Genomic DNA, 25,472 nt, shown 5'->3' with positions numbered 1-25,472 from the left:
TGATTATTTGATTCCGATTAGCCGGGTGTCGTCATAAATTTCCAGGTAATGTTTCCAACTGAATTAGGTTTATTTTTTTCCGGAGTTGAGATCGTGCCTTTTAATTTTCCTTTTTTATCCTTTTCAACTTTTATTTCCCGGAAAGTGTATTCACCTTTTTCATAGTTGAACGTTTCACCATCATCATCGTATAATTTATAGTTACCTGGTTTTTCGCCGTAGTATCTGATTTCCAGATCAACCTTCTCTCCTGCTTTTGGCGCTTGTAATCTTGCGGCCATCATGGGAATGATTCCACCATCTTTTACATAGACCGGTATTTTATCAAGACCCGGAGTAACAGAAATAACTTCACCATCACCTGCATACGCACCGGTATAGAAATCGTACCACTTGCCTTTTGGCAACACAACCTTTCTTGTTGTTTGTCCCGTAAACACGGGAGCTACCAATAAATATTCACCAGCCATGTATTGATCTTTGATCTCTTTTGAAGTTGCTTCAGCATATGGATTCTCTTCGAGATTTGCATTCACTGCTTCCTTTTTTACCTCCTGTTTAAACCCTGCTTCCAACGCCATCGCACGGAAAGGCGGTGTTCCCTCAAAATGATATTTTGCAAATTCGCTGTACCAGTAAGGCATCATCTGCATACGGAGTAACGAAAATTCTTTTACCTGTGCTGCTACTTCGGGATAAGACCATGGCTTTGTACCGCTACTCCATGCGTTGATCATCGCCATTGGTGAAAACACAACTGTTTGAAAACGACGTAACCATTCTTCACCCGTTTTAGACGCTCTTGCTTCCGGTGTCCACAACACACCAGCGAATCCACTATTAATTAATGCGGTGATAAAATCTTCGTGATTGTAATAATCATTATAGATCACAAACGGAAGTGATACGCCACCGGCATTGTTTGCACGTACCAATCCATAAGTGCGTTGATTTTTTTGATGATACATCTCTGCTGCATAACGCATCGCTAATACGCCATACGTACTTCTCATTTGTTCACCGCTTATGCCGGATGGAAATGTTGCAACATCGGGCCAGAGATAATGATCGTATCCATCCACTTCATCAATTTTATATCCACTTACTCCAATATCAACTTGATCTTTTTGTAATTGACCAAAGAATATTTTTCTCGCTTCAGGAATGGTAAAGTCAGGTGCTTCACCCACCCATACTGTATGCGATCCTGTATACTTTGTTATACTGTTATAAAACGAAGCTTGCTTTGAAACATATGGATTGATCCATAAATTCAAACGGATGCCTTTGTCTTGCATTTCCTTTACAAACTTCGCCGGTTCCGGATAGCGCTTCTTATCCCACTCAAATGTACCAGGATAAGCTTTGCTTTGCCAACCTGGTTCGAGCCCGATAAAATCTAATGGATATCCTTTCTCTCTAAATGCATCTGCTTCTGCTTTTACTTCTTCAGCAGTAAACAACGATCTTACCCGTTGTGTAAAACCTAAACCCCAACGTGGGGGCAACACACCACCACCATTAAATAAATTAAACCGGCGTACGGCATCTAATGTTGTTGGTCCTGCAAATACATAAATTTCAACTCCTGCAGCAGGGACTGAGATTTCAACAGCATCGGAGTAAGGACGTGAGCTCCATGATCGATCAGTATTGCGATCTTTTTCTACCGGAGGATTCTTGCTGTCTTTTCGAACTGCTGTTCCTGCATATACATTGATATATCTTGCCGAGTTGATAAACACACCATAACCCTTTGATGAAACATAGAATGGAACAGGCGCATGTGTTCTTCCATTATCTTTTCCTCCATAATGATCCATGTGCAGTTGCAAGATCTTTCCCCGCTGATGCACGGTTTGAAAATTCAAACCGAAACCATAGAGTTGTTCTTCTTTCTCCAATGGAAAACGTAAAAATGTTTTTCCATCGGTGATGGTTCCTGCAATATCATTTTGTACAAATGGAAATGCTGAGGCAACAATTTTTGCCAACGCCTCTTTATTCGGCGTGGCACCGGATGCTTTCAAAAGGTCGTATGCTTCAGGCTTGCCAACAATACCTTTCCATACTCCCGGAGCAACTTCTGTCCATTGAAGAGCTTGTGCTTTTGTTTTAAAACTTACACAAGCAAAAATTATTATTATCAACCACTTATAATAACGCATACAATTCATTTATAAAGGAACAACCGTATAAGTTTTTCCTTTCTCTGTTATAAAATCAATCACATATCTTTTTGCAACAGGCAATTCAACTAATGTTGCAGCTTCATTCTTTTTATAAAGAGGTTTGCCATAGCTTGTATTCAATCCATTGCTATTATCTCCTTTCGCAGCTTTTGACTTCACTTCCACTACTTTCACCGGCTGCAATGAACTTATTCTGCAAACACCTCCATTTCCGGAATAAATTTTCGTCTGTGCCAATTTTCCGTCTTTCCAATTGATCGTTACAGTAAAATTTCCTCTTGCTTTAATTCCCTTCACTGATCCTGTCTTCCATGCAGTTGGTAAAGCAGGCAGTAACGTCAATTCACCATTATGACTTTGCAACAGCATTTCTGTGATGCCTGCGGTTGCTCCAAAATTTCCGTCGATCTGAAATGGAGGATGTGCATCAAATAAGTTCGGGTAGGTTCCACCGCCGCCCATTGTTTCTCTTGCTTCTCTTGGATTGATATAGGTGAACGCATCACTCAAGATTTTATATGCATGATCACCATCCTGTAAGCGTGCCCACCAATTGATCTTCCATGCCATGCTCCATCCGGTGCTCACATCGCCACGATGAAACAGCGATTGCTTTGCTGCTGCAGCCAACTCCGGTGTAGTCGTTACATTCACCTGGCTGCCGGGATACAAACCAAACAAATGAGAAAGATGACGATGTTTATCTTTCGGATCATCCCAATCATTAAACCATTCCTGCAATTGACCATACTGACCAATATGATAAGGATATAATTTTTCACTTACCTTGATCAATTCATTTTTAAATGTTACATCAATTTTCAACAGATCAGCAGATTTAATTACAGCAGTAAACAATTCACGAATGATGGACATATCCATTGTACTCGCCATGCTCAACTGATATTCTTTCCCTTTTATCTTAATTGTATTTTCTGGTGAGGTCGATGGATTGGTAACGAGATATCCAGACTTGGGATCAACAATCAACCAACGTAATAGAAATTGTGCAGCACCTTTCATTAACGGATAAGCTTCTTCTTTTAAGAATTTCTTATCGCCCGTAAATAAATAATGTTCCCACAAGTGTGTGCTGAACCAACCACCAGCCATTGGCCAGCAACTCCAGCGTGGCATTGATCTTGGATCATTCCAAGTTCCACCTGGCGGTGATGTCTTCGCCCACAGATCAGAGTTGTGATGAGTTACCCAACCTTCGTTGATATTATAATTTACTTTAGCAGTAACAGCTCCATTCACTGCCAGTTCTTTCATGAAATCAAATAACGGTTGATGACATTCTGATAAATTGGTATTCTCAGCCAACCAATAATTCATTTCAGTATTAATGTTCGTAGTGTAGTTGCTGCCCCATGGTGGTTGCACATGATCATTCCATATTCCCTGCAGGTTCGTTGGTCGTGAGCCGGGCCGTGTTGAAGCGATCATTAAATATCTTCCAAACTGATAATATAATGTTTGCAACTGGTAATCATCCGGCGATGTCGCATATTGTTTTAATCGTTCATCTGTTGGTTGTTTCAGCTTTGCTGTATTTGTACCAAGGTTTAATTGCACCCTGTTAAACAAAGACTGGTAATCTTTGACATGAGCAGCTTTTAATTGTGTATATGATTTTTGCAAGGCTCCGTCGAGATTTGCTTTGGCTTCAATGGATGGATCCTTCCCTTCTTTTCCTGGAGATCTATTAAAGCCATTAAAGCTCGTTGCAGCAGAAAGATAAATTGTAACCGAATTTGCGTTTGTTACGAACAATTGACCCAGCCCTTGTTTTACAACTCCTCCTTCATTTATTACTTTAACTAGCACTTCAAAGTTCATTCCTTCGCCATTCCAATCATCATATTCTATCTGTTTGGATTCATAGTCACGATTAGCGACATACTTCGGAGCTTTGCCCTTTAATTTTAATAAGTTCTCTTCACGCATGGCTGAGAGAGGGGGATATAAAACCACCTCGTATTTTAATTTGCTGGTAAGTGACAAAGTAAAATTGAGAGCATCCTTTTTATCAGCCGTTATCCTGATGATCATTATTTTATCAGGATGACTGATAAATGTTTCCCGTTGATAATTTACGCCATTGATCTTGTACTTAACAGTAGCTGTTGCATTACTGATATTCAGGTCACGGTAATAAGATGAAGCAACAGTATCACTTAATTTATTTTCAATCCACAGATCTGCCATGGTTAAATAGCGTGCAGAATAAGGTCCATGCATTTTGCGCCACGCTGTTGCAGCGCTGTCATAATTTCCTTCAAATACCTGCTTCCGTACATCTTCTACTATCGCCGGACCACCCACTGTGTTACCCGGATTTGGATAACCCGACCAAAGTGTGTTATCATTTAATTGAAAATGTTCTTTTGCAATACCACCAAAAACCATCGCTCCTGTTTTTGCATTACCTAATGGTAATGCTTCTTCCCAAATGGAAGCAGGTTTGTTATACCACAATTTCAAATTGGGATCAACTGTTGTTTGCGCTGAAACAATTTGTGTGATAAACAGCAATGCGATCGTTAAATATATTTTCATCATCTTATAAATTAATAAACACCGTTGGCACTCCTTCTACTTTTGCGCTTACAGCTGATTTGCCATTCTTTGTTTTTACAGAAATCGTTGCTCGTCCGTTATACAGCTGTACATAATTTGAACCGGATGATGTGCCTTGATTATCGATCAACTCTCCATCACCCGTTAATCCGAAACGTATCCAGTTTGCTGCATCAAGACATTGCACATTTTTATCATCCAGCAATTTCGCTTGTAAAGTGATGACGCCGTTCTCTTCTTTTACCTTTTCGATCAGCAATTTTGCAGGTTTGTCCCATTTCTCCGTTTGGTATTGAAATTTGATTGCATCTTCCACAATAACCTTTCCTTTCCTGGCAATCACTTTTACATCATTGGTTCCATTGTTCAACACCACATTCCAACGTAAACCCGCTGCAGGAAAATCCTGGCTGTTTCTTTTCTTGCTGCCCATACTTTTTCCATTCACAAATAATTCCGCTTCATCGCAATTGGAATATACTTTGATCATTTTTTCTTCGCCATCATTTCCCCAACGTACGGGCCATGAATGTCCATAGATATGTACCATGGGCTTTGTTGTCCAGTATGATTGAAAAACATAGTAAGATTCTTTTTTTGTGAGATCTCTTTCCACCACACCTTTCTGGTTCATGTAAGGAACAGGATTATCAGGCCGAACAGGTGTAGAAAAATCTTTGAAGGGCCACTGTGCAGTACCCGTTAACCACGGCATTGTTTCCTGTTCTTTCAAATGCCAGTCAATTAAATTACTGATGTATGATTCACTCCAGTCGCCATCTTTTGAAGCTCTTGCAGAACCACCGATCAATGATGCGTCACCTGCACGTTCATCAGCACCAACACCGGTTTTAATATTACGTAATCCATTGTCGGGATTTTCTGAATGACGACCAGCATGACTATCACCACCCCACTCTACATGCAAAAAGTGTTTTACCTTTTTCATTTCAGCTTCCGATACTTCTTTGTACTCGGTATAAATTCCTCTGTACCAACCGGCCCATATGGAGGGAGAATATACATCCACAATATCCTTACAAAAATCACAGCGACGGATGGCTGTTTTGCGTGATGGATCAAGTTTATGTGAAAGATCATTCAGCTCCTTCATAAACGTTCTGATCTTTTCTTTATCAAATTCAGGAAAATCTCCTGGCCAATCATTTTCATTTCCTAATCCCCAGATAATAACCGATGCATGATTGTAATGCTGCTCGATCATATTCGTGAGCATTCTGCGGGCTTGTTCTTTATATACATCGCCACCCAAACCACCACGACACCAGGGAATTTCTTCCCAAACTACAATGCCCAAACTATCGCAGAGATCTAGAATAATTCTTGATTGCTGATAATGACCCAAACGAATAAAGTTTACGCCCATCTCTTTCATCATGATCATTTCTGTACGCATCTGCTCTTCCGTCATTGCTGCCGCAACACCAGCATGATCTTCATGACGATGTGTGCCTCTTAACAATAGGCGTTTACCATTCAACATGAACGGACCTTTCTCAACAAATTCAACATGACGGAAACCGATCTTCTCTGTTTGCTTGTGTTCACCTGCAGCTACTTCAACGCTGTACAACTGCGGTTGATCAGTTGACCACAGCATTGGTTTCGAAACAACAATATCACCAATACTTACCTCATTGTTCGCTATTGTTACATTCTTTGCAAACTCATTGATCAATTTTCCTTTCGGATCAAATAACTTAACAGTGACAGTTGTAGTTGTTTGTTTTCCAGGATTATAAAATCTTGTGCGGATATTTACCTTTCCGCTTTTACCATTTTTATCCGTTTCCGCAAATGCAAATAATTTATCAATAGACAAAGCAGGTACATAAACTAAATTGAGATAACGATAAATGCCACCATATAAATTAAAATCAGAAAGATCGGAAGGGATTAACTCCAAGTCACGTGAATTGTCTGTTCGTATTGAGATAGGAATTTTTCCTTTGAACTGATTTTTGAATGTGTCCAGCTTTTCAAATGCTTTCACAGCATCCGTAATATCAATTGTAAACTCATCGTAACCGCCAACATGTGAGCCCACTTTTTGATCATACACATACACATCTGTTTTTTGTCCGGCACCTTCAAAATGTAATAAGGTGCGTCCATTAGAATATGGATTCTGAATGGTTAATTGTGTACGATACCAGGCCGGGCCCTGGTAATAATTTACATCTGGATCAACTGCATCTGTTGCATTTACACAATGTGGCAACGAAACATTTGTCCATATCGGTAAATCTTCAGGATTACCTGCTTTCACCGACCTTACTGCTTCCCATATGCCACCTATATCCTGCTTTAGAAATTGCCAGTTGTTATTGAGCCTTGTTGATTGTTGTGCAAATATTGATACACTCAACTGCAACAGCAGAAAAGAAAAAATAAATCTCATTTTCATTCACTTAATTATTTCGATTAAAATCCTAAAAACACAGTTTCTGTTCACAACGATGGATTGTTTATGAGACGGCTAAAAACAAACAATGGTTGTTGCAATAAAAATTACAACAACCATTTTGAAGTTGGATTATACTACAATCGAATTCGTTTGTATACAATTACTTTAATATCTGTCCGTCATTATTGATATAAACATGCTTCATTACGAGTGTTGTACCGTTACTGGATGAGTTTTGTCTTGAAGGGAACGCTACACGATATTCTCGTGGTGAAGGATCCTGAAAGCCAGGATAAGCAGCTCTGGCACCTGCCAACCAGTCTTTAATACCGTTGCTGGTAAACCATTCCGCACCACCTACGTACGCATGAAAAACTTCATTTGCATCAATTGAAAAACTGAAGTTCTTCAACTCACCATTTGCCAATGAAAAAATAGGGCTCCTTCCGGTTACCGGACTGATTAAAGGCAATGGATTGGGAAATGTATTTCCTACCGTACTAAATTTTGATGAGTTTGTAGCGGGAACAAATGTTTCATAGCGTATCTGAAAATTATTGGTAGTAGCCGGATTATTCGTTGGCCAAATTTCCCAGCGTATTTCCCGGATATAGGGATAAGTAGGATTTGATGGCTGATTAAAAAACATACTGATTACAATAGTTGAACTGGCTCTGAAAAAAGTTCTCCAACCCAACCTTGTACGAACTGAAAAAGGAATCTTCAACTCTGCAAGGTCAAGGTTTCTCCGAACATTGGGCCCGTTGGTAGAAGATGATGTAAGATTTAATTGAGACAAAGCGGTATCAACATTTGTAACCAGATTATTTGTGGTGTTACTTGTACTCCAGCCGTTTCCGTTCAAGGTATAAGCGCTTTGAAATTCATCAAAATAATACCGGGTTACTTTCATTGATGTAGACTTGGATGAAGTACCGCCACTGCTTTTTGCTGTTGCTGTAACTGTATAATCACCGGCGGTATTGGGTGCTATCCACAAGTTTTCAAACAGATCCTGTGTACGAAACCCATCAAATGTTCCGCCGGTAGCCTTCCATTCGTAAGTAGTTTCATTATTATCACCGGAAGTTGATGCCCATACAGGCACTTTTTCTCCAAAATAGAATTCTTCGCCTGCTTTATTCAGCGATTCTATTTTTACACCGGGACCCTTTTTACAGGCAAATGCCAAAAAAGAAACGGCGATGATTGCAAGAGAGCTATATATTTTCCGCATAAAAAACAAGATTAGTAGGTAATTAATTATTCAAGATGGCATTTCGTGTGGGAAGAATAAACCACTTATTCATTACGTGAACTACACCGTTTGTAGCATTTAAGCCGGGTGTACGTGGCGCATTGTTTACCCAACCCATGCTTACGCCTTTATAACTGGCCGGCAAGCCAACGTAGTTATTAACACGCAAATTGGCTTCACGTACATTCTCCAGATAGAGATAAACTTTTGCTGAATCATTCGTTGCGCTCATTGCAAATGTTTCAACCCACTTTGGTCTTGAATCGAGTGTTTCGTATGTATGCCTGCCTTTCAATACATGATAACGCAACAGTTTTGCAATCGTGTCTCTAGGGTATTGCGACCAATCAGAGCCTCTCATTGAGATGGTTTGTGAAGGATTATCAGGGTTAGGACCCATTACGGTATTCACTGCCCAATAACTCGTCGCATCTTCCAGATTTGTTAGTGCAGTATTGTGAAGCAACAGAAATGTGTTGCCCGTGCTTGAGTACATTTGTTTTACATCCTTAAATGCGGGATCGCCATCTACATATTCAATTGCAGCTAACATGCCGGAAAAAATATCTTTTCGGGATTCCATAAACTCCAATACCGTCATTTTCAATTCGGTGTTGTAAAAAGAAGGATTGTAATCAAACCCATCCTGCAACTTATTACAGCCGGAAAAAACAAGCGAAATGGCTAATATAAATAATATAAATTGATGATTATTTTTCATTATACGTAGTTTAATAATTCTTGATAAATTACTCATCATAAGGTTGATTCTGATCGCCCCTTAATTTCGGATTGGCATTAAACATGGCTGCATTAATTGGATATAAAATGCGTCCCATGTTTTCATTCTCATACAAAATAGAGCCTGCACGTGTAGATAAAATCGGATTCAATGTTTCACGTAAATATTCATAACCTGCATTGGTGTAGTCATAAATTTTATCGATCCTGCATAAATCAAACCAACGTTTTCCTTCACCCATCAACTCATATTGACGTTCTTTTAAAATGGTGCGCTCAATGCCTTTCGTAATATCTCCGGTATAATCAACCAGTAATGCATTGACAGTGTATCCCACTCTGTTACGTACGATGTTTACAATGTCAAGTGCCTGCTGGTGCTGCCCCTTTTTATTTAATGCCTCCGCCCTCAACAACATGATATCTGCAAATCGATAGATTGGAATTTTTACACTGCAATCAGTGTTTCCTTCAAAGGTGAAAAAAGCACCGGGTGTTTGAACAGTTCTCCAGGGTGAAAACTTACCCAATTGTACAACACCTGGACCATCATAAATTGTTTCATCTCTATAAGTTAAGGTATCCCAATAAGCCCATAAACGACCGTCGATAGATTTACCGCTTACGGGATCAACACGATTCTTCATTTCTAACCATATTTCGGTGGTGGGCTCATACTGGTTTGTATTTGAACTGGAACCAACTTTTGAGCAAACACCAACTCCACCACCTCTTTCTGTAACCGACCAGAAGAGATTAAAAATCGTTTCGGTAGATGTTTCAGGAGCAACGAAAATATTTTTAAATCCGGCTATGTTTGTAACCCATGTGCACCCGCTTGCGGTAATACAATTTTGTGATGCTGTAAGCGCAAGGTCGTAATCCTGAAACCACATCGCAACATCTGTCTGCAATGCATACACAGCAGCTTTTTGCATATAATATTTCTGCGTTGTTGAGCTTCCGATTGTTTTTAAGGATTCTGTAATGTCACTCAGAATTTGGGTCTTCATCTCATCAATCGTCGAGCGTGATAACTCAATCGGTTGATTCAGTGACTCAATAGGTTCGATGTGCAATGGCATTCTACCCCAAACACGTAATCCATAAAAGTACAGAAGTGATCTCAACGCATAACATTGACCCAGATAATCACGGTAGGTTGCTGCAGCACCTTCAATGTTTGCTTCAATCATACCAGGCAAATATTTGATACCATAATTACAAAGAGAGATGGTTGTATACAAATTACTCCATCTTGTAATTCCATTGATGTCAGCATCATTCGCCGAAAGCGTATTGGTGATCATTGTAAGCTGCGCATTACCTGTTCCCCCTACTCGTATATGATCGGCACGAACTTCACCCCAATCATAAAAATTGGTACTTAACGTTGTTTGTAATGAATTGTAAACGCCGGCCATCCATGTAGCTGCATCGTTTCGATCCTTCCAGAATTTATCCGGCGAAACTGTTGAAATTGGTTTTTCATCTAAAAATTTCTTACATCCCAAACCCGGTACGATTACGATGAGTACAACCAGTATAGAAATAATTTTTATTCTTTTCATGATTCGTTTAATTAAAATGATACATTAAGACCCATACCAAATTCACGTCTGCGTGGGAACCTGCCGGGATCATTGCCTGGCTTAATTACACTGCGTTGTCCAACCTCGGGATCAAAGCCTGAATAATCTGTCCATGTTAACAGGTTGGTGCCGTACACATATACATTTAAACTACGCATAGCAGCCTTGGAAGAAATTTTTGAAGGGAGTTGATACCCTAAGCGTACAGATTGTAACCGAAGGAAGGAACCACTTTCCAAATACTGACTTCCCCCACGACGCATGTTATCGGTCGATCTGTCGCCACCACGATAAGCGCTGGACAGTTGACCAGGATACTTCCACATGTCTCTAACAAAATAAGAATCGGGAGTAGTGTTACTGTTTGAAAAAGATGCGAGGTTACGTCTGTTATCATTATACACCATACCTCCAAAATTTCCATACATATTTACAGAAAGATAAAAACCTTTGTATGAGAAGCTATTGTTCCATCCAATACTCCAACGTGGTTGACCATGACCAATAAACTGTCTGTCTTCATTACCGATATCACCATTCAATTCTCCTTTTTCATCGGGCAGATCTTGCCAGATCACATCGCCACCTCTTGATACAACACCAGCAGTTGTCATTTGCTTTACTACACCAGTGTATGGTGAACCGTTTGGCAAGGTGTAGCCCAGTAAGATTGGCTGCATATTTTTCTGAATGATTACATTGCCTTGTGCATCTGTTTGGAATTGAGGAATCAATCGTTGTGAGTAATCTTCTGTGTATGCATTTGACTGATCGTATTGATAAATGCCCAGGTAGCGATAGCCAAAAAAGTTTCCCGCTTCTTCGCCTTGACGTACACTCCAGATATCATCAATATAATCAACAGGCAAACTCACAATTTTATTTCGAACTGCAGACCAGTTTACAGATGATTGCCAGCTGAAGTCTCTGTTACGTACAGGATATCCCGACAGCATTAACTCTATCCCTTTGTTTTGAATAGAACCTGCATTTGTTCTTACGCTTGAAAAACCAATTTCGGCAGGTAAGGGAGCATCATATAACAAATCAGAGGTAGTTTTTACATAGTAATCACCAATGAAACTGATTCTTCCACCGAGGAATGTTAGATCAAGACCTATGTTTGTTTGTGTTGTTTCTTCCCACTTCAGTGAAGGATTTCCAAGCCTTGTATTGCTTCTTACACCACTCGCTCCATTATAGAAATAAGAACCGAAGATGTATTGTTGTACGGCATCATAATCACCGATCTGCTGATTACCCGTCATACCCCAGCTTGCACGCAGTTTACCATCAGTAAGAATTTCATTAAACTTACCCATGAATTTTTCATCACTGAAACGCCAACCTACAGACACCGATGGGAAATTACCCCATCTGTTTTCCGGACCGAACACTGAAGATCCATCTCTTCTTACGGTAGCATTTACAAGATATTTTCCTTTGTAATCATAACCTACCCTTCCATAAAAACCAACGAGTGCTGAACCACTTGCAGTAGAGAACAGATCCGTTAAATCGTACACACCTGCTGCATTGAGTGTGGTAACTGCTTCAGTTACAAAAAAAGTACCTGCGATATTTGTTTGTTCGTATTTGTTTTTTTCAACGTTCATACCAAGTAATCCCGTTACATTATGATCGCTTTTGAATGTCTTTTTATATGATAAAAACGCATTTCCCTGAAGCCTCAGTGGTATTTGTGTGGCGTCACTTCCTGAACTGATCGGCGGATTACTGTTGCTCAGGAATTTAGAAGCAAACTGATAATTTCTTCGTAACTCAAGATCAGCCGATCCATCAATATGAAGCGTTAAAGGTTCTGCGAGTTTAAAATCAAACCCTTGAAAAAGTACCCCTTTGTAAATAGTTGAAACGTTTTTACGCAAATACGCTTCTGCTAACGGATTCCTACGTCCACCATTAAAATAGATGTATTCACCATTAGGGAAATATAAAGCCATTCCGGGAGGACGTTGCAGCGATTGTGCAATCACATTCCCTTCACTGATATTATTGCGATCTTGGTAGCTGAAATTCAAACGTGTAAACATACTTACCCGCTTCGAAGGACGGTACTCCACATTCGTACGGAGTGTAAGGCGTTTGTTATAACTGCTGATCACAATACCTGTTTCATCGAGGTACTGAATGCTGTTGAAATAATTCAGGTTTTGATTACCTCCCTTAATACTAACATCTACCTGGTTACGTACTGCAAGTTGAGTAATGAGTGCCTGATAATCGTTATCAGTATTTCTGGTGAAAGCAGTGGAATCATTTGGCTTTGGATCAAGACCAAGGTTACCTCTGCGATCATACATTTGACGCTCCAAACGATTCGATTGAGAAATCCTGTTTGAAAGTTTGTTATAACTTCTTAAGAAATCAACATTTATCTGAGGTTTACCCGATTCACCACGTTTTGTTGTAATGATGATTACGCCATTCGCTGAACGTGAACCATAAATGGCTGCCGAAGCCGCATCCTTCAAAATTTCCATCGACTGGATATCCTTCGGATTGATGGCGTTGATGTTATTCATGGGTACTCCATCAACAATGTACAATGGGCGTACACCTGCATCTGACAATGTTGACAAACCACGAATGGTTATATCTGCCTCCTCACCCGGCGCACCAGAACCGCTCATTACACGTACACCCGGAGCTGCACCTTGTATGGCATCGAAAACGGAAATCGGTTGCCTTTCTTCAATCGATTTTGCATTGATGGAACTGATGGCACCGGTAACATCTCTTTTCTTTTGTGTACCGTAACCAATTACAACCACTTCATCGAGGTTGCTGATTGATTCGGCTAACTCAACGCTGATGCTGGTTCGTGCGCCAACAATTTCCTCTCTGCTGGTGTAACCTACAAGTGAGAAGACCAAGACAGCATTGCTGCCGGTAGTTTCAATTGTAAACTGACCATTTTGATTGGTTGTTGTTCCTGTCTTGCTATCGCCTTTTAGCGTAACACTAACCCCGGACAAAGGACTCCCCTTACTATCCTTGATAGTACCTGTTACACTTTTTGACTGGGCTTGTGCTGACATGACTGCGAAATGCAGTAAAAAGGCTAAAAGTAGATAACAACTTTTCCGTAAGCTGTTACTACCAAACGTGAAAATTGTGACTTTTCCCATATAGCAGTTTGGTTTTAAGAAATGATCCAAATAAATCGTTAACTGTTGACCGTTAAAACACCGATTCGTTTTGGTTAACCTGTGCGTTCGGTCATTTCAAATAAATTTATCAATAGTTTTTTATACGCTCTTGTCTGGCTGTACTTAGGCAATATATGCTGCAAACTAAACAGATTCCCATAACTCAGTCGTCTGATGATTAACTAAACACTAAGTTATTTTAACATATTTCAGGCCTTTGCCAACATAGCTTAACCATTCATATACCACATCGGAACCTGGGCTCACAAAACAAAATTCTTAATACATATAAATAACATCTTCAATTCAAGCTTTCAAAAAGAAACCTGTTATAAAAAGCCAGGATTCGAACGCTTACTGATATATGATTAATAATTTTGCTGTATTTAAAATCGAATAATCTTGCTACCCTCTTCATGTAAACCGTTTGACACCTCAATAGGTTGCTCGCTCCACTTGATATTATAGTAGAGCAACTTTCCCATAGTAAAAGCTGCACAGTCTTTCAGTTTAATTATAATTGGATTATTTGCAGCCTTTACAGTTTTAATGTCTGAAACGTCCGCTCCTATTACATCATCAAAAAACAATGCATACCGGCTATCTGTTTTTTCAACATTGAAACTACAATTGCGGATATCAATTCCCTTTACATGCCGGGCCCATAATCCGAACGATGGTTGTACTTTTAAATTAGATACATTGTACTGTCCCACTCCCAGCTCTGGTGGACTGGCAGCAGTATCAGTAATCGGATTTCCTCCTTTCAACGTAAACTGAACATCATTGAAGGAAATATTTTTGATATACCCCGTGTGCAGTCCATTCGGTAAAGTAAAATTCAACCCTCCTTCTACAAATTGATTCTTTGGTAAACTGTATCCCGCAACAATAGGCGTTGCTGTTCGTTGAGTAGCATCATATGCTTTCCATCTTTCCCGTTTGCCTCCAAAGGAACTGCCAGCATAAACTTCTGAAACATCCACCCCATTGATCAAAATATTTTCCACGATGCCGATATTCACGTTGGTAACAAGTAACTCATCGTGCTTTACGCCATTTTCATCAAACTTAAATCGACTTACAGTTGCGCCAAGGATACGACCACGGTTGGAGATAGAAATAAAAAACGGCGTGTGCGTACGTAACATTTTGGAACGAGAATGAAGAATGCCTGTATGGCCACAATTGAGATGAATGTCTTTTATATGCGCCCCATCGTTTGTTGAGATAGAAAAGCCTGCTTTGTTTGCACCGAGCACATAAATATTATCGACATGAACATCCATTATATCATCAGCAGTTTCAGAACCGATCTGAAACAGATTACAATTGGTGTCGCCAATAATGTTCCGCACCTTATAATTTCTTGCAGGGCGAGTGAATCCTAATGCACAATCAGAACCGGGCTTTACGATGTCATCGGAACTAACCTTTGAATAAATATTGGTAACGGTCACGTTGTTACAAGCCATAAAATCATAAATATCACGCACGTTCGATTGATTGCGTTTGGCAAAATAGGTATTGTGTACGTTGATATTGTCTGTACCTGTAGCTAACAAAACAAAGTGGCCACCCTGATCGATCTGCAACATATTGTCGGTATCAAAATCGATTGATCCATCTTTCCGAATATAGTAAGGCTCATCTTTTGCCGCATCATACCACAAATCTTCGCTTCTGTAAATACCTCCAATTTCTATATTGGTACAAAGTTTAAACGTAAACATTTTATCTGCACGGTTATCCGGTGCATTGTTCATTACTCTGTCGCCCGTTACTAAATTTCCGTTACCGGTAATAAGACCACTGCCGATAATTTTAATATTATCTTCTCTTTCTGAAAAGAACATAGAGTTACGGAAATAGTGATGGCCAACATCTTGCTTCGTCATATAATTTTCCGGATCATCATAGGGACCAGTATCAGTTGGCGATAATCCGGAACGATATTTTTTATCGCTGAACCATGTGGTCTCGGGAGCATCCGCTCCTTTGATTGCACGGATAATAGCACCTTTTTTCACATACAACCACACATTACTTTTTAAATGAACAGTTCGTACATTATAAACACCATCACTGAACAACAGCGTTCCTCCGCCAATGCTGTTCAAATAACTGATGGCTTCATTTGTCTTTTCTGTATGATCCGCTACACCATCGCCGTTTACACCAAACAGCTTTACATCCATTTTACCTGAAAAGAAAGTGATTTCATTTGACGATCCTTTGTGTACTCCTTCTTTTGTATATAGTTTGAAGCGATAGAGCTTATCCGGGATTAAACCGGCAATTGTAGCCGTATTTTTTTTACGATCGATCTTTGCGTTTGATGCAACCCAAGTTTTTCCGCTATCAACTGATTGCAATAATTGTAAGGTGGAAGAGGCAATGTACGAACCCCATTTGAAAGAAACAGATGTGTACGTATCATTTGTTTCCCGAAACTGTAAATCCTTATTCAACATCCGTTCGAAATCAGCAATGGTTGGAGTAACGGTAATGCTTGCTGTTTCAGTACCTGTACCTGCGCTTGTTAATGTTTCCGGTTTCGAAGTTGTATAAGATGCTTTGACAAAATAGTCACCTGTCCTGCTAAATTTTATATCCCGTATTACCAACCTGACATCTGCACCATTCGCAGGACGGAGATCAAGGTGTTTGAAAGTAAGCAACGTTCTACCATCGGCTGATTTTGAAATAGCAACATCTCCAACTTTCTTGTACGAGTATTTACTTCCAACCCGTCCGATAGGTTGCGTTGACAGATCCTTTAACAAAACATCACCACGACCGATAACGTTTACTGTTGTATTTTCTTTTGTTACTGTGATACCTGCCGGCACCCATATCCTAACCGTGGCATCAGGTGATCGTTGCCCTGCTGTCAAGAAGATGGTGAGATTGGAGATGGCGTTTACAGTAAGTTGCTTTTTTTCTAACCAAAGCTGACCACTTAATGCCATTGGCTCAACAGCAATCGTATATATTTTTTTTGTTTTGCCGTCTTGTGATGTTACGATGAGTTGATCACCGTTGACCAGTTCCCCTTCGGTTTTTATACTCCCTTCTTTGCTATGGACACCATATTGTTGAGTTGAACCATCTTTTGATCTTATTTGCGAAAGCAATTGCTTTACGGTTGTTCGGGTAGAAATAAGTCCACTCTCGGCATGTGTATCAACGGTAAATGCATACGTGCTGCCTGTAATAACAATGATCTTATCGTTTGTAACGTTTGCAACATGGGTTGAATTCTTTGGAATAATTTCTACAGAAAATTTCGGTGCACTCGTTTTCTGTGCAAATGCAGGGAGATAGACACCGAGCATTGCAAACAGAGTCAACGATACTATTTTCTTCATTCTATTCATCAATCAACTATTTGCCTGCTTTTTCTTTTTCAAAAAGAATATCATTCACGAAAGTTCTGCTTTCTTTTTCAATTTTTTTGGCTACAGAAAAATATTTCGGTTCGTTAAAACCAACTCCTGCCTGCAGTAACAAAGTATAGAGATCACTCTTGTTGTATTTACTGATCTGTTGGTATTCCCATTTCTTTTCTCCCATCGCATACGGCATCAGCCAATCAAGTGCCTTGTATAAACCTGTACCTTGTTTGGTTTTATAATTCCACAGATCGAACCCTGCTTTCTTTGCTAATGTTGCTACAGTAAACCAACCTCGCAGGTTCATTGTACTATATCCGAGTCCATTGGTTCTTTCTAACTCCAATGGTTGCTTTCCTTCTTTTGTTAATTGGCTGTCGAGCCTGTTTTTACTTTCTTCAATCAATTCGTTTGCCGTTACTTTATTGTCAGTAAATAATGCAAAGTCAATTGCCTGTGCATAATACCAGGTCCCGTGATTATTTTTTGCTTTGTGCTCATCCATTCCATACTTACTGATCAGCAACCAGTTTAAATAATCCGCATACCACTTTTTTAATGATTGATGATCATTCGTCGTCCATGCGTTCGATCCTGCAAGAAGTGAAGCGGCATCGGCAATCGTAATCAATGCAACGGTTTCAATAATACCAATGCCTCTTCCTGTATTGATTCCGGGAATTGCCTGCCCGTATTCAAGATGCGGATTCATTTTTGTTGCTTCGGATATAAACCAGGTACGTAGCAACGAGGCAGATTTCCGTGCATACTTTTCTTCGCCTGTTAAAAACCATGCAAGTGATAATATTCTGGTTGCATTTTCAAGTCTGCCAAGATAACTGCGGTCAGTGATCTTGTAAATTTCCGGATTGCGTACACCATCTTTCCGCATATATGGCAAACCATTTGGCTTTGTGCTATCGTACCAGAAATAAGGTGCCTGACTCATATAGTCATGTTTGTTTCCGCTTACAGGAGTAAATTCTTTCTCCATTACAGAAAGCGGCTTCATGTTCAATAATGAATCAGCCTCTTTACATAGGTCTGTAACTATTTTGAGTTGTTGCTGCTGATGAAGTTGTTTAAGTTCCTGCAAGCGACTTGCATTCATGACCAATGTATTGGGCACTTGAGCAACCGCATTGAAACTTATTGCAAGGCAAACAATGGTCAATAATTTTTTCATACTCATGTTTTGTTAATCTGCAGTGATTTCAAAAACTGTACTGCTTAATGCATTTGCCCTTCCGGGTGCCAAATTCAAACCTACTTTCATCAAGTATTCGCCACTAAACACTTTCTCATTATCTGGCTGTGTTGATTTTGTTCCCGGAAAAAGATTGATTTCTTTTAAACGATACTTCTTTTGATGATCTAAGCCTTGTAACAGAACTCGTGAAAAAATATCTTTTCGACGGGTAGTTGTAAAATAATTAAAAAGAATGGCCTTGCTTTTATTTTCATTTACATACATTAACACAGCCCTGCTCTCTTCGTAGGGTGAGATTAAACGATAGAGATCGCCAAACCAAATGACATCGCTGATGCGTTTGTAAGTCTTTACTGCTTCATTACTAAACTCCAATTCTTGCTTTGTAAAATTGTTCACTCTTATGTCGTAGCCCATTTTGCCCATCATAGCAACATCCGTCCTGAATTTCAACGACTGCTGTTTGCCCATACTTGTTACATGTGCAGAAATAGTGTTTGCAGGAAAGAAATAAGAGTAACCCCATTGGATGAATATGCGTTCGAGTCCGTCTGTATTATCGCTTGGCCAGAATTCTGTAAAGTATTTCATAGCACCATAGTCTGTACGACCTCCACCTCCTGCACACAACATGATAGGCAAGTGTGGATGCTTTTTGCGGATGCGTTCCATTACTTTATACAACCCTTTTGTATAATCAAGAAACAGATGCGTTTGCTTTTCTTTTAAATAAGGCGAATAAGCATTTGTCATACTCCGGTTACAATCCCATTTTATAAACGCAATACCAGGGTAATTCGTCAACATGTCGTTTACAATATTGAAAACAAAATCCTGTACCTCCGGATTCACTAAATCAAGTATCAATTGATTACGTCCATAATTCTCTTCACGATTTGGCAGTTTCAATATCCAATCAGGATGCTGCTCGTATAATTCACTTTTAGGGTTTACCATTTCCGGTTCTAACCAGATACCAAATTTTATTTCCTTTTTTTCTGCTTCTTTCACCAGATAACCAATACCACTGGGCAACTTCAATTTATCTTCCTGCCAATCGCCCAATCCATTTTTATCATCGTTGCGTGGATATTTATTTCCAAACCATCCATCATCCAACAAAAAAAGATCGACACCTAATTTTTTTGCTTCGTCAAACAGCTCAACCAATTTTGTCTCAGTAAAACTGGTGTGGGTTGCTTCCCAATTATTCAAAAGTGTGAACCTGGGTTTGTTACCATCTAATACGGCATAATTTCTTGCCCAGCGATGAATATTCCGGCTTGCTAATCCTTTTCCGTTTGCAGAATAAGTAAATATAAATTCGGGCGTTGTAAATTTTTCGCCTGGCTGCAGATTGTATTCCGAAGCATATGGATTAATACCAGAAAGCACACGAAGTCCGTTTCGTTGATCAACTTCAAACGTGAATTTGAAATTACCCGTCCAGCCTAAAGTTCCTGCAATTACGTCACCATCCGTTTCAGTAGAAGGTTTGTTGAGTGATAAAAAGAAAACCTGCGTTTGGTAAAAATTTGTACGGGTGCCAAGCTTACTCTCAATTGATTTTATTCCGTTTGTCAATTTTTCTTCCACAATGTTCATTTCTCTTGCCCAATCTCCATGAAACTGCGTGAGCCAATATTCATCTGCTGTGAAATGAAGTAAGGAAGAAGCGTATTGTGTAAGCAGCACCTGTTTCTTTTCCTTATGTACAATTTCGCTCCAGCATTTGAAAACATCTTCATTAAAATAACTAACATAATGCAGAATCACTTCTACTGGGTAAACAGGATCCTTTAATACAATAGCAGTTGATTTCACATTTGCATCACCCGTTGTTTTATGCGAAACATATTTTAACTCAAGCGAGGGATTCCCATCGGCATGAATCACTCGAATAGCTGGTTCAAACTGATTTTCCATGCCTGCAGTTAAATAAACTTCTCGCCCACCTTTCATTTCATTGTAATCTGCAGCCCCTAATTTTTGACCGATATACGATTGCTGTAAGCGTTGGTTATTTGCAACGGTCAAAACAATCGCTGTATTTTTTGTTTCAATAACAATCGGCTTCGTTGCCTGTCCAAAAGCATGGAACGTAAAAAGAAAGCACGCAACAACTGCAGGCAAAATCCTCATATAGCAATAGTTAATGTTAAAGCAAAGAAAACAGGTTACAGGAAAAGAGGATAGCTACAGGTTGCCACTCTATTCAATTATATTAGCACAGTTTTAGAGATTCAGTTAAGCCGTTAACTTTCCCATAAACTCCTTCTGATACGTGAGCGGACTTTTACTTGTAATCAATTTGAAATACTTATGAAAACTTGTAAAATTATTAAAGCCGCTTTCGTAACAGAGCTGCTTAATACTTAAATTATTTTCAATTAAAAGTTTGCAGGCATGCCCAACTCGTATTTCAATTAAAAATTGCGAATAGGTTTTTCTGGTTCGTGATTTGAAGTAACGGCAGAAAGAGTTTGGACTAATATTCGCAACACCCGCTATCTCTTCCAGTAAAATAGGCCGTTTAAAATTTTTGAGACTGTATTCGTAGATCGCATTGATCCGGTCTTTTTCATCTTCTACCATATCATACTTAAATCCAATGGAAGATAATGGCTCTAACTGTTTACAAGATGCAATGATATTTAAAGCCTCCATCAATAAAATAATGCGTTGATTGTTGGTACTTTCCAATAACGACCCAAGCAAGGTTGCCACTTTAATGCGGGTATTACCTGTTACCTGTAAACCTCGTTTTGCTTTGTCGAGCAAACTCTTAATGTTCATATTTTCCGGCAGCTCCAAAAATTGGCTTCCCCAGAAATTCTCACAAAAATGTGCCACCCTAACGTCGGCTTCAACAGGCGCATTTTCTTCAAAATAAGCATCATCAAACCTCCAGTAATGTGGCAGGTTTGCTCCTACTATCACAACATCTCCGGCTTTAAAAGGTCGAATGTTGTCTCCAATAAACTGGGTGCCTTCTCCTTTCTTAAAATGAATCAATTCAACTTCAGGATGATAGTGCCAACGGTTATTGACATACGGAGCATGATCTCTACGGACACTAAAAGAGTATTGTGGCTCTTTGGACACTTTTAATAGTTGGGGACGCATACAGCAAGTTTTCGTTTGTTAAGCAATCTTGTCCTGAATCTCAGCAAATTCAGGATCCTAATGCCAATATAGCTTACTACCCATGCCTTCTGCAAAAAAATGTCCGCAATCGTTTTCGTAATAAAAAAAAGTAATTAAAGAGTTGACTTATAATTGATTAGAAGCAAAAAGGTCGAAAAGAACCGGAAAATTCTACATCCCAAAAAGAAATAAATTTTTACGCAATCGTTCCCGAAAAACCTAAAATACCTGCGTTCGGCTGCCAAATTCTGTCTGCGACTCGACCGATTTAATGCAGAACTTCTTCATACTCTTTCCACTGAATGCTAAAATTGTTGAATGATAGGGCAATCATATAACGAATGCCTGTTTGCATTATCTCTTAATTTGTTTTTTGCATTTACTGGTGTTTGAAATTGTTTCTCATAATAAGTTATCTCACAAAAGAATTAGAAGCAAAATTTATAATGATCGTACAGCATCCTATATTTCTTCAGGTAGGCGTTACAGTTTGTAAAACAAGGTCTGAAATAAGAAAAGCAATTCCGTATACTAATCAAGAACAAAAAAAGATCAGCAAAGGAGAACAGGAAAGGATGCTGACATCAAAATAAAACGCAATGGAAAATGATTTACAAAGCGCAGGTACAGTAGAAAAACTACAACATACTTTTTTAAGAATACATCCGAGTGATAACGTTCTTGTAGCGTTAAAAGATTTAGCCATAAGAACAGTAGTTACAGACAACGGAGATGATATTATCATACATGATCCGGTTCCTGCAAAACATAAGTTTTTTATAAAAGATATGGAAGCTGGCGATGATGTGATTATGTATGGTGTGTTAGTGGGTGAAATTCAATTCCAGGTAATGAAAGGTCAGGTAATGACCACTGCCAACACCAAACATGCTGCAGGCAAGTATACCTATCGGGATACGCATTACGAGTGGACAGCACCCGATATTACAAAGTTTGTAAATAAAACATTCAACGGATTTAAACGAAACGATGGCCGTGTAGGTACTGCGAATTACTGGCTGTTTATTCCAACTGTTTTTTGTGAAAACAGGAATCTTGATGTGATAAAAGAAGCGATGTGGAATGAACTTGGCTATGCAGTTACAGATCGCTATAAGCAATTTACCCGGCAAATGTTCAAAGCATATCAGGCCGGAGAAGACATTGACAACATTAATTTGAACCCGATTCAATCTCCTAATACAGAGCGTTTTTTTAAAAATGTAGATGGTATTAAATTCTTAAATCATGCAGGTGGTTGTGGTGGTACCAGACAGGACTCTGCAACATTGAGTGCCTTGCTGGCTTCTTATGCAGATCATCCAAATGTTGGCGGAGTTACATTGCTAAGTCTTGGATGCCAGCATTTGCAGGTAAAAAATTTCCTTGCCGATCTCAAACAACGAAATCCTGCATTTGAAAAACCCATTTATATTTTCGAGCAACAAAAAATACAAAGTGAAGAGCACTTAATTTCAGAGGCAATCAGGCAAACATTTAAAGGACTCATTGAAATCAATAAACTTGAACGAGAACCTGTTCCGCTCAGTCATTTATGCATGGGTGTAAAATGTGGTGGCAGTGATGGATTCAGTGGTATATCCGCCAACCCGGCAATAGGCCATACATCCGATTTGCTTGTTGCCCTGGGAGGAAAAGTATTGTTAGCAGAATTTCCGGAATTGTGCGGAGCAGAACAGGACCTCATTGACCGATGCGTAAATAAAGAAGCGGCGGCGAAATTTATCAACCTGATGGAAACGTATGATCAGCAGGCTCGCAACGTAGGTTCCGGTTTTCACATGAACCCATCACCCGGTAATATTAAAGATGGGTTGATCACAGATGCAATTAAATCTACAGGTGCAGCACGAAAAGGTGGCACCTCTCCTGTTGTGTCTGTATTGGATTATACAGAACCCGCAACAGAACCTGGTTTGAGTTTGGTTTGCACTCCGGGAAACGATGTAGAAGCAACTACCGGCAAAGCAGCGTCCGGAGCTACATTAATTCTTTTTACAACAGGATTGGGAACTCCAACCGGCAACCCGGTTGCACCCACAATCAAATTATCAACTAACTCTGTTCTGGCAAAACGAATGAGTGATATCATTGACATTGACACCGGGCCCATTATTTCCGGCGAAAAAACAATTCAGCAAATGGGCGAAGAAATCCTTGAATTCTGTATTAAAGTAGCCAGTGGGGAAATAATCACAAAAGCAGGGCAATTAGCGCAGGATGATTTTATTCCCTGGAAAAGAGGAGTATCTCTTTAATCCTTCCAAGAAATTACCTGGAAGTTGATCTGCGCTCAATGATTTGTGAAGAGATCGATATCTTCTTATCATTCGGAAGCAAGGTTTTCTTTTCAATGATTTTGAACAGAACATCAGCCGACTTTTTGCCAATTTCATAAGCAGGCTGAACAATTGTTGATAAAGGAGGATTAAACAAAGCAGCTGCAGATAAATTCGAAAAGCAAATGACCTTTAGCTGCGATGGCACTATTACTTTAAGTTCATTGCAAACTTCATATGTATTAACAGCAAACTTTTCAATTGCTGCAAAAATAGCGTCAGGTTTATCGTTCCCAGACAACAGCTCACGAATCTTAACCCTGTTACTTTCCTCGTCAATTCCACACTCCACAACTAATCTGTTATCTGCTACATGATATTTTGAAAGTGCTCTTTCATATCCTGCAATCCGGCGCTTGCTGATGGATAAGTTATCCGCCAACGATAAAAATGCAATTTTTCTACATCCTTTTTTCAGCAATACTTCCGTTCCTTTGAAAGCAGCTTCTTCATCGTCGGAAGTTATCCTTGGCGACTTCATCACTTCACATACCCTGTCAAAAAAAACGAGTGGCATTCCGGATGCACGGCAGGCCTCCAGATGATCAAAGTCAGTTGTTGTATTCGCCACAGAAATCATAATTCCATCTACTCTGCCGTTACGGGATAAATTGAGAATCTCTTTTTCCCGTTCATTGTCTTCATGTGTTAAATAAATCAATACATGATAGCCCTTTTCTTTTGCTACCTCTTCCACACCATTCAACGCCTGTGCGAAAAAGTTATTCTGTATTTCCGGCAGGATCACTGCAATTGTTTTGCTTGTACTTTTTCGCAAACTGCTGGCATGGGGATTTGGCTGATAACCCCATTTTGCAGCAAGTGCTTTTACCCGATCCCTTGTTTCACTACTAATTTCATGACTATCCCTCAAAGCACGTGAAACAGAGGAAGGGGAAAGATTAAGTTCTTTTGCTAATTTCTTGAGATCCAGTTTATCCATAATAATCCAGTAAATGTAAGACCAACTCCAAAGGTCATGCTTTTCAAAGCAGTGTCCTAAAAAAGAATGTGCAATTTCATACTGTTTTCGTATGAAAACTAGTGAAAAAAGACTTTTTATCCTGAACTCGTTTGCTGAAACTATCGAAGATTTCAATTAAATAAAAAACCCTGAAATCCTTTTTATAGAAATAGGCTCAGGTTTGATTGGAAAAAAGAGAACTGAATTTGAATCAACTAAAGGAAGATTTCTGAAATAATCTGGATTATATTACAATAGAATGTAACTATTCATACAGCTCCGTTAGATACATAGAATTTGCATAGTCTTTTTCCGGAATATTCCGGAAAAAACAATACTTACGTAGTTCCCATTATTCCATATTCCAAAATATTGCCTACTGTTTCAGAATATTCAGGAAGAGGATTTTTTTAAACCAACGACACAGCT

13 protein-coding genes are annotated in these 25,472 nt (G+C 39.4%); 1 reads left to right on the top strand and 12 read right to left on the bottom strand.

Annotated features, from left to right (window positions below):
• Positions 1-17: 17 nt before the first annotated feature.
• The 11 genes from WG989_RS11815 to WG989_RS11765 form a co-directional block, all read right to left on the bottom strand.
• Positions 18-2,168, bottom strand: coding sequence for a glycoside hydrolase family 31 protein (locus WG989_RS11815; RefSeq protein ID WP_340429628.1), 2,151 nt, complete (start codon positions 2,166-2,168; stop codon positions 18-20).
• A gap of 9 nt (positions 2,169-2,177) precedes the next feature.
• The gene (locus tag WG989_RS11810; protein WP_340429627.1) at positions 2,178-4,754 is read right to left on the bottom strand and encodes a glycoside hydrolase family 95 protein; all 2,577 of its coding nucleotides are present in this window, start codon (positions 4,752-4,754) and stop codon (positions 2,178-2,180) included.
• 4 nt (positions 4,755-4,758) lie between these two features.
• A complete protein-coding gene (locus tag WG989_RS11805) occupies positions 4,759-7,197 on the bottom strand; it encodes a glycoside hydrolase family 2 TIM barrel-domain containing protein (protein ID WP_340429626.1) in 2,439 nt (812 codons plus the stop codon).
• A 166-nt stretch (positions 7,198-7,363) separates the two neighbouring features.
• Entirely contained in the window at positions 7,364-8,440 is a 1,077-nt protein-coding gene (locus WG989_RS11800; RefSeq protein ID WP_340429625.1) for a hypothetical protein, read from the bottom strand.
• A 22-nt stretch (positions 8,441-8,462) separates the two neighbouring features.
• Positions 8,463-9,182: a fasciclin domain-containing protein gene (locus tag WG989_RS11795; protein ID WP_340429623.1), complete on the bottom strand. Its 720-nt coding sequence runs from the start codon at positions 9,180-9,182 to the stop codon at positions 8,463-8,465.
• Positions 9,183-9,210: 28 nt separating this feature from the next.
• The gene (locus WG989_RS11790) at positions 9,211-10,773 is read right to left on the bottom strand and encodes a RagB/SusD family nutrient uptake outer membrane protein (RefSeq protein WP_340429621.1); all 1,563 of its coding nucleotides are present in this window, start codon (positions 10,771-10,773) and stop codon (positions 9,211-9,213) included.
• Between the two features lie 11 nt (positions 10,774-10,784).
• Positions 10,785-13,856, bottom strand: coding sequence for a SusC/RagA family TonB-linked outer membrane protein (locus tag WG989_RS11785; RefSeq protein WP_340429619.1), 3,072 nt, complete (start codon positions 13,854-13,856; stop codon positions 10,785-10,787).
• Between the two features lie 497 nt (positions 13,857-14,353).
• Positions 14,354-17,338, bottom strand: a complete 2,985-nt coding sequence (locus tag WG989_RS11780; protein WP_340429618.1) for an endopygalactorunase — start codon at positions 17,336-17,338, stop codon at positions 14,354-14,356.
• Between the two features lie 16 nt (positions 17,339-17,354).
• Positions 17,355-18,548, bottom strand: a complete 1,194-nt coding sequence (locus tag WG989_RS11775; RefSeq protein WP_340429617.1) for an alginate lyase family protein — start codon at positions 18,546-18,548, stop codon at positions 17,355-17,357.
• Positions 18,549-18,560: 12 nt separating this feature from the next.
• A complete protein-coding gene (locus WG989_RS11770; protein ID WP_340429615.1) occupies positions 18,561-20,714 on the bottom strand; it encodes an alpha-galactosidase in 2,154 nt (717 codons plus the stop codon).
• A gap of 105 nt (positions 20,715-20,819) precedes the next feature.
• Positions 20,820-21,698: an AraC family transcriptional regulator gene (locus WG989_RS11765; protein ID WP_340429614.1), complete on the bottom strand. Its 879-nt coding sequence runs from the start codon at positions 21,696-21,698 to the stop codon at positions 20,820-20,822.
• Between the two features lie 620 nt (positions 21,699-22,318).
• On the opposite strand from WG989_RS11765, the gene WG989_RS11760 reads away from it, so the two are divergent.
• A complete protein-coding gene (locus tag WG989_RS11760) occupies positions 22,319-23,998 on the top strand; it encodes a UxaA family hydrolase (protein ID WP_340429613.1) in 1,680 nt (559 codons plus the stop codon).
• A 13-nt stretch (positions 23,999-24,011) separates the two neighbouring features.
• Here the strand turns inward: WG989_RS11760 and WG989_RS11755 are convergent, their stop codons facing one another.
• Positions 24,012-25,178 carry a LacI family DNA-binding transcriptional regulator gene (locus WG989_RS11755; protein WP_340429611.1) on the bottom strand — a complete coding sequence of 389 codons (1,167 nt, stop codon included), beginning with the start codon at positions 25,176-25,178 and terminating at the stop codon, positions 24,012-24,014.
• Between the last annotated feature and the right edge of the window lie 294 nt (positions 25,179-25,472).

It is taken from the genome of Lacibacter sp. H407 (genome assembly GCF_037892605.1).
In the GTDB taxonomy this organism is placed as follows: domain Bacteria; phylum Bacteroidota; class Bacteroidia; order Chitinophagales; family Chitinophagaceae; genus Lacibacter.
Note: the sequence above shows the minus strand (reverse complement) of the source record. Positions and strands in the feature narration are given on the sequence as shown.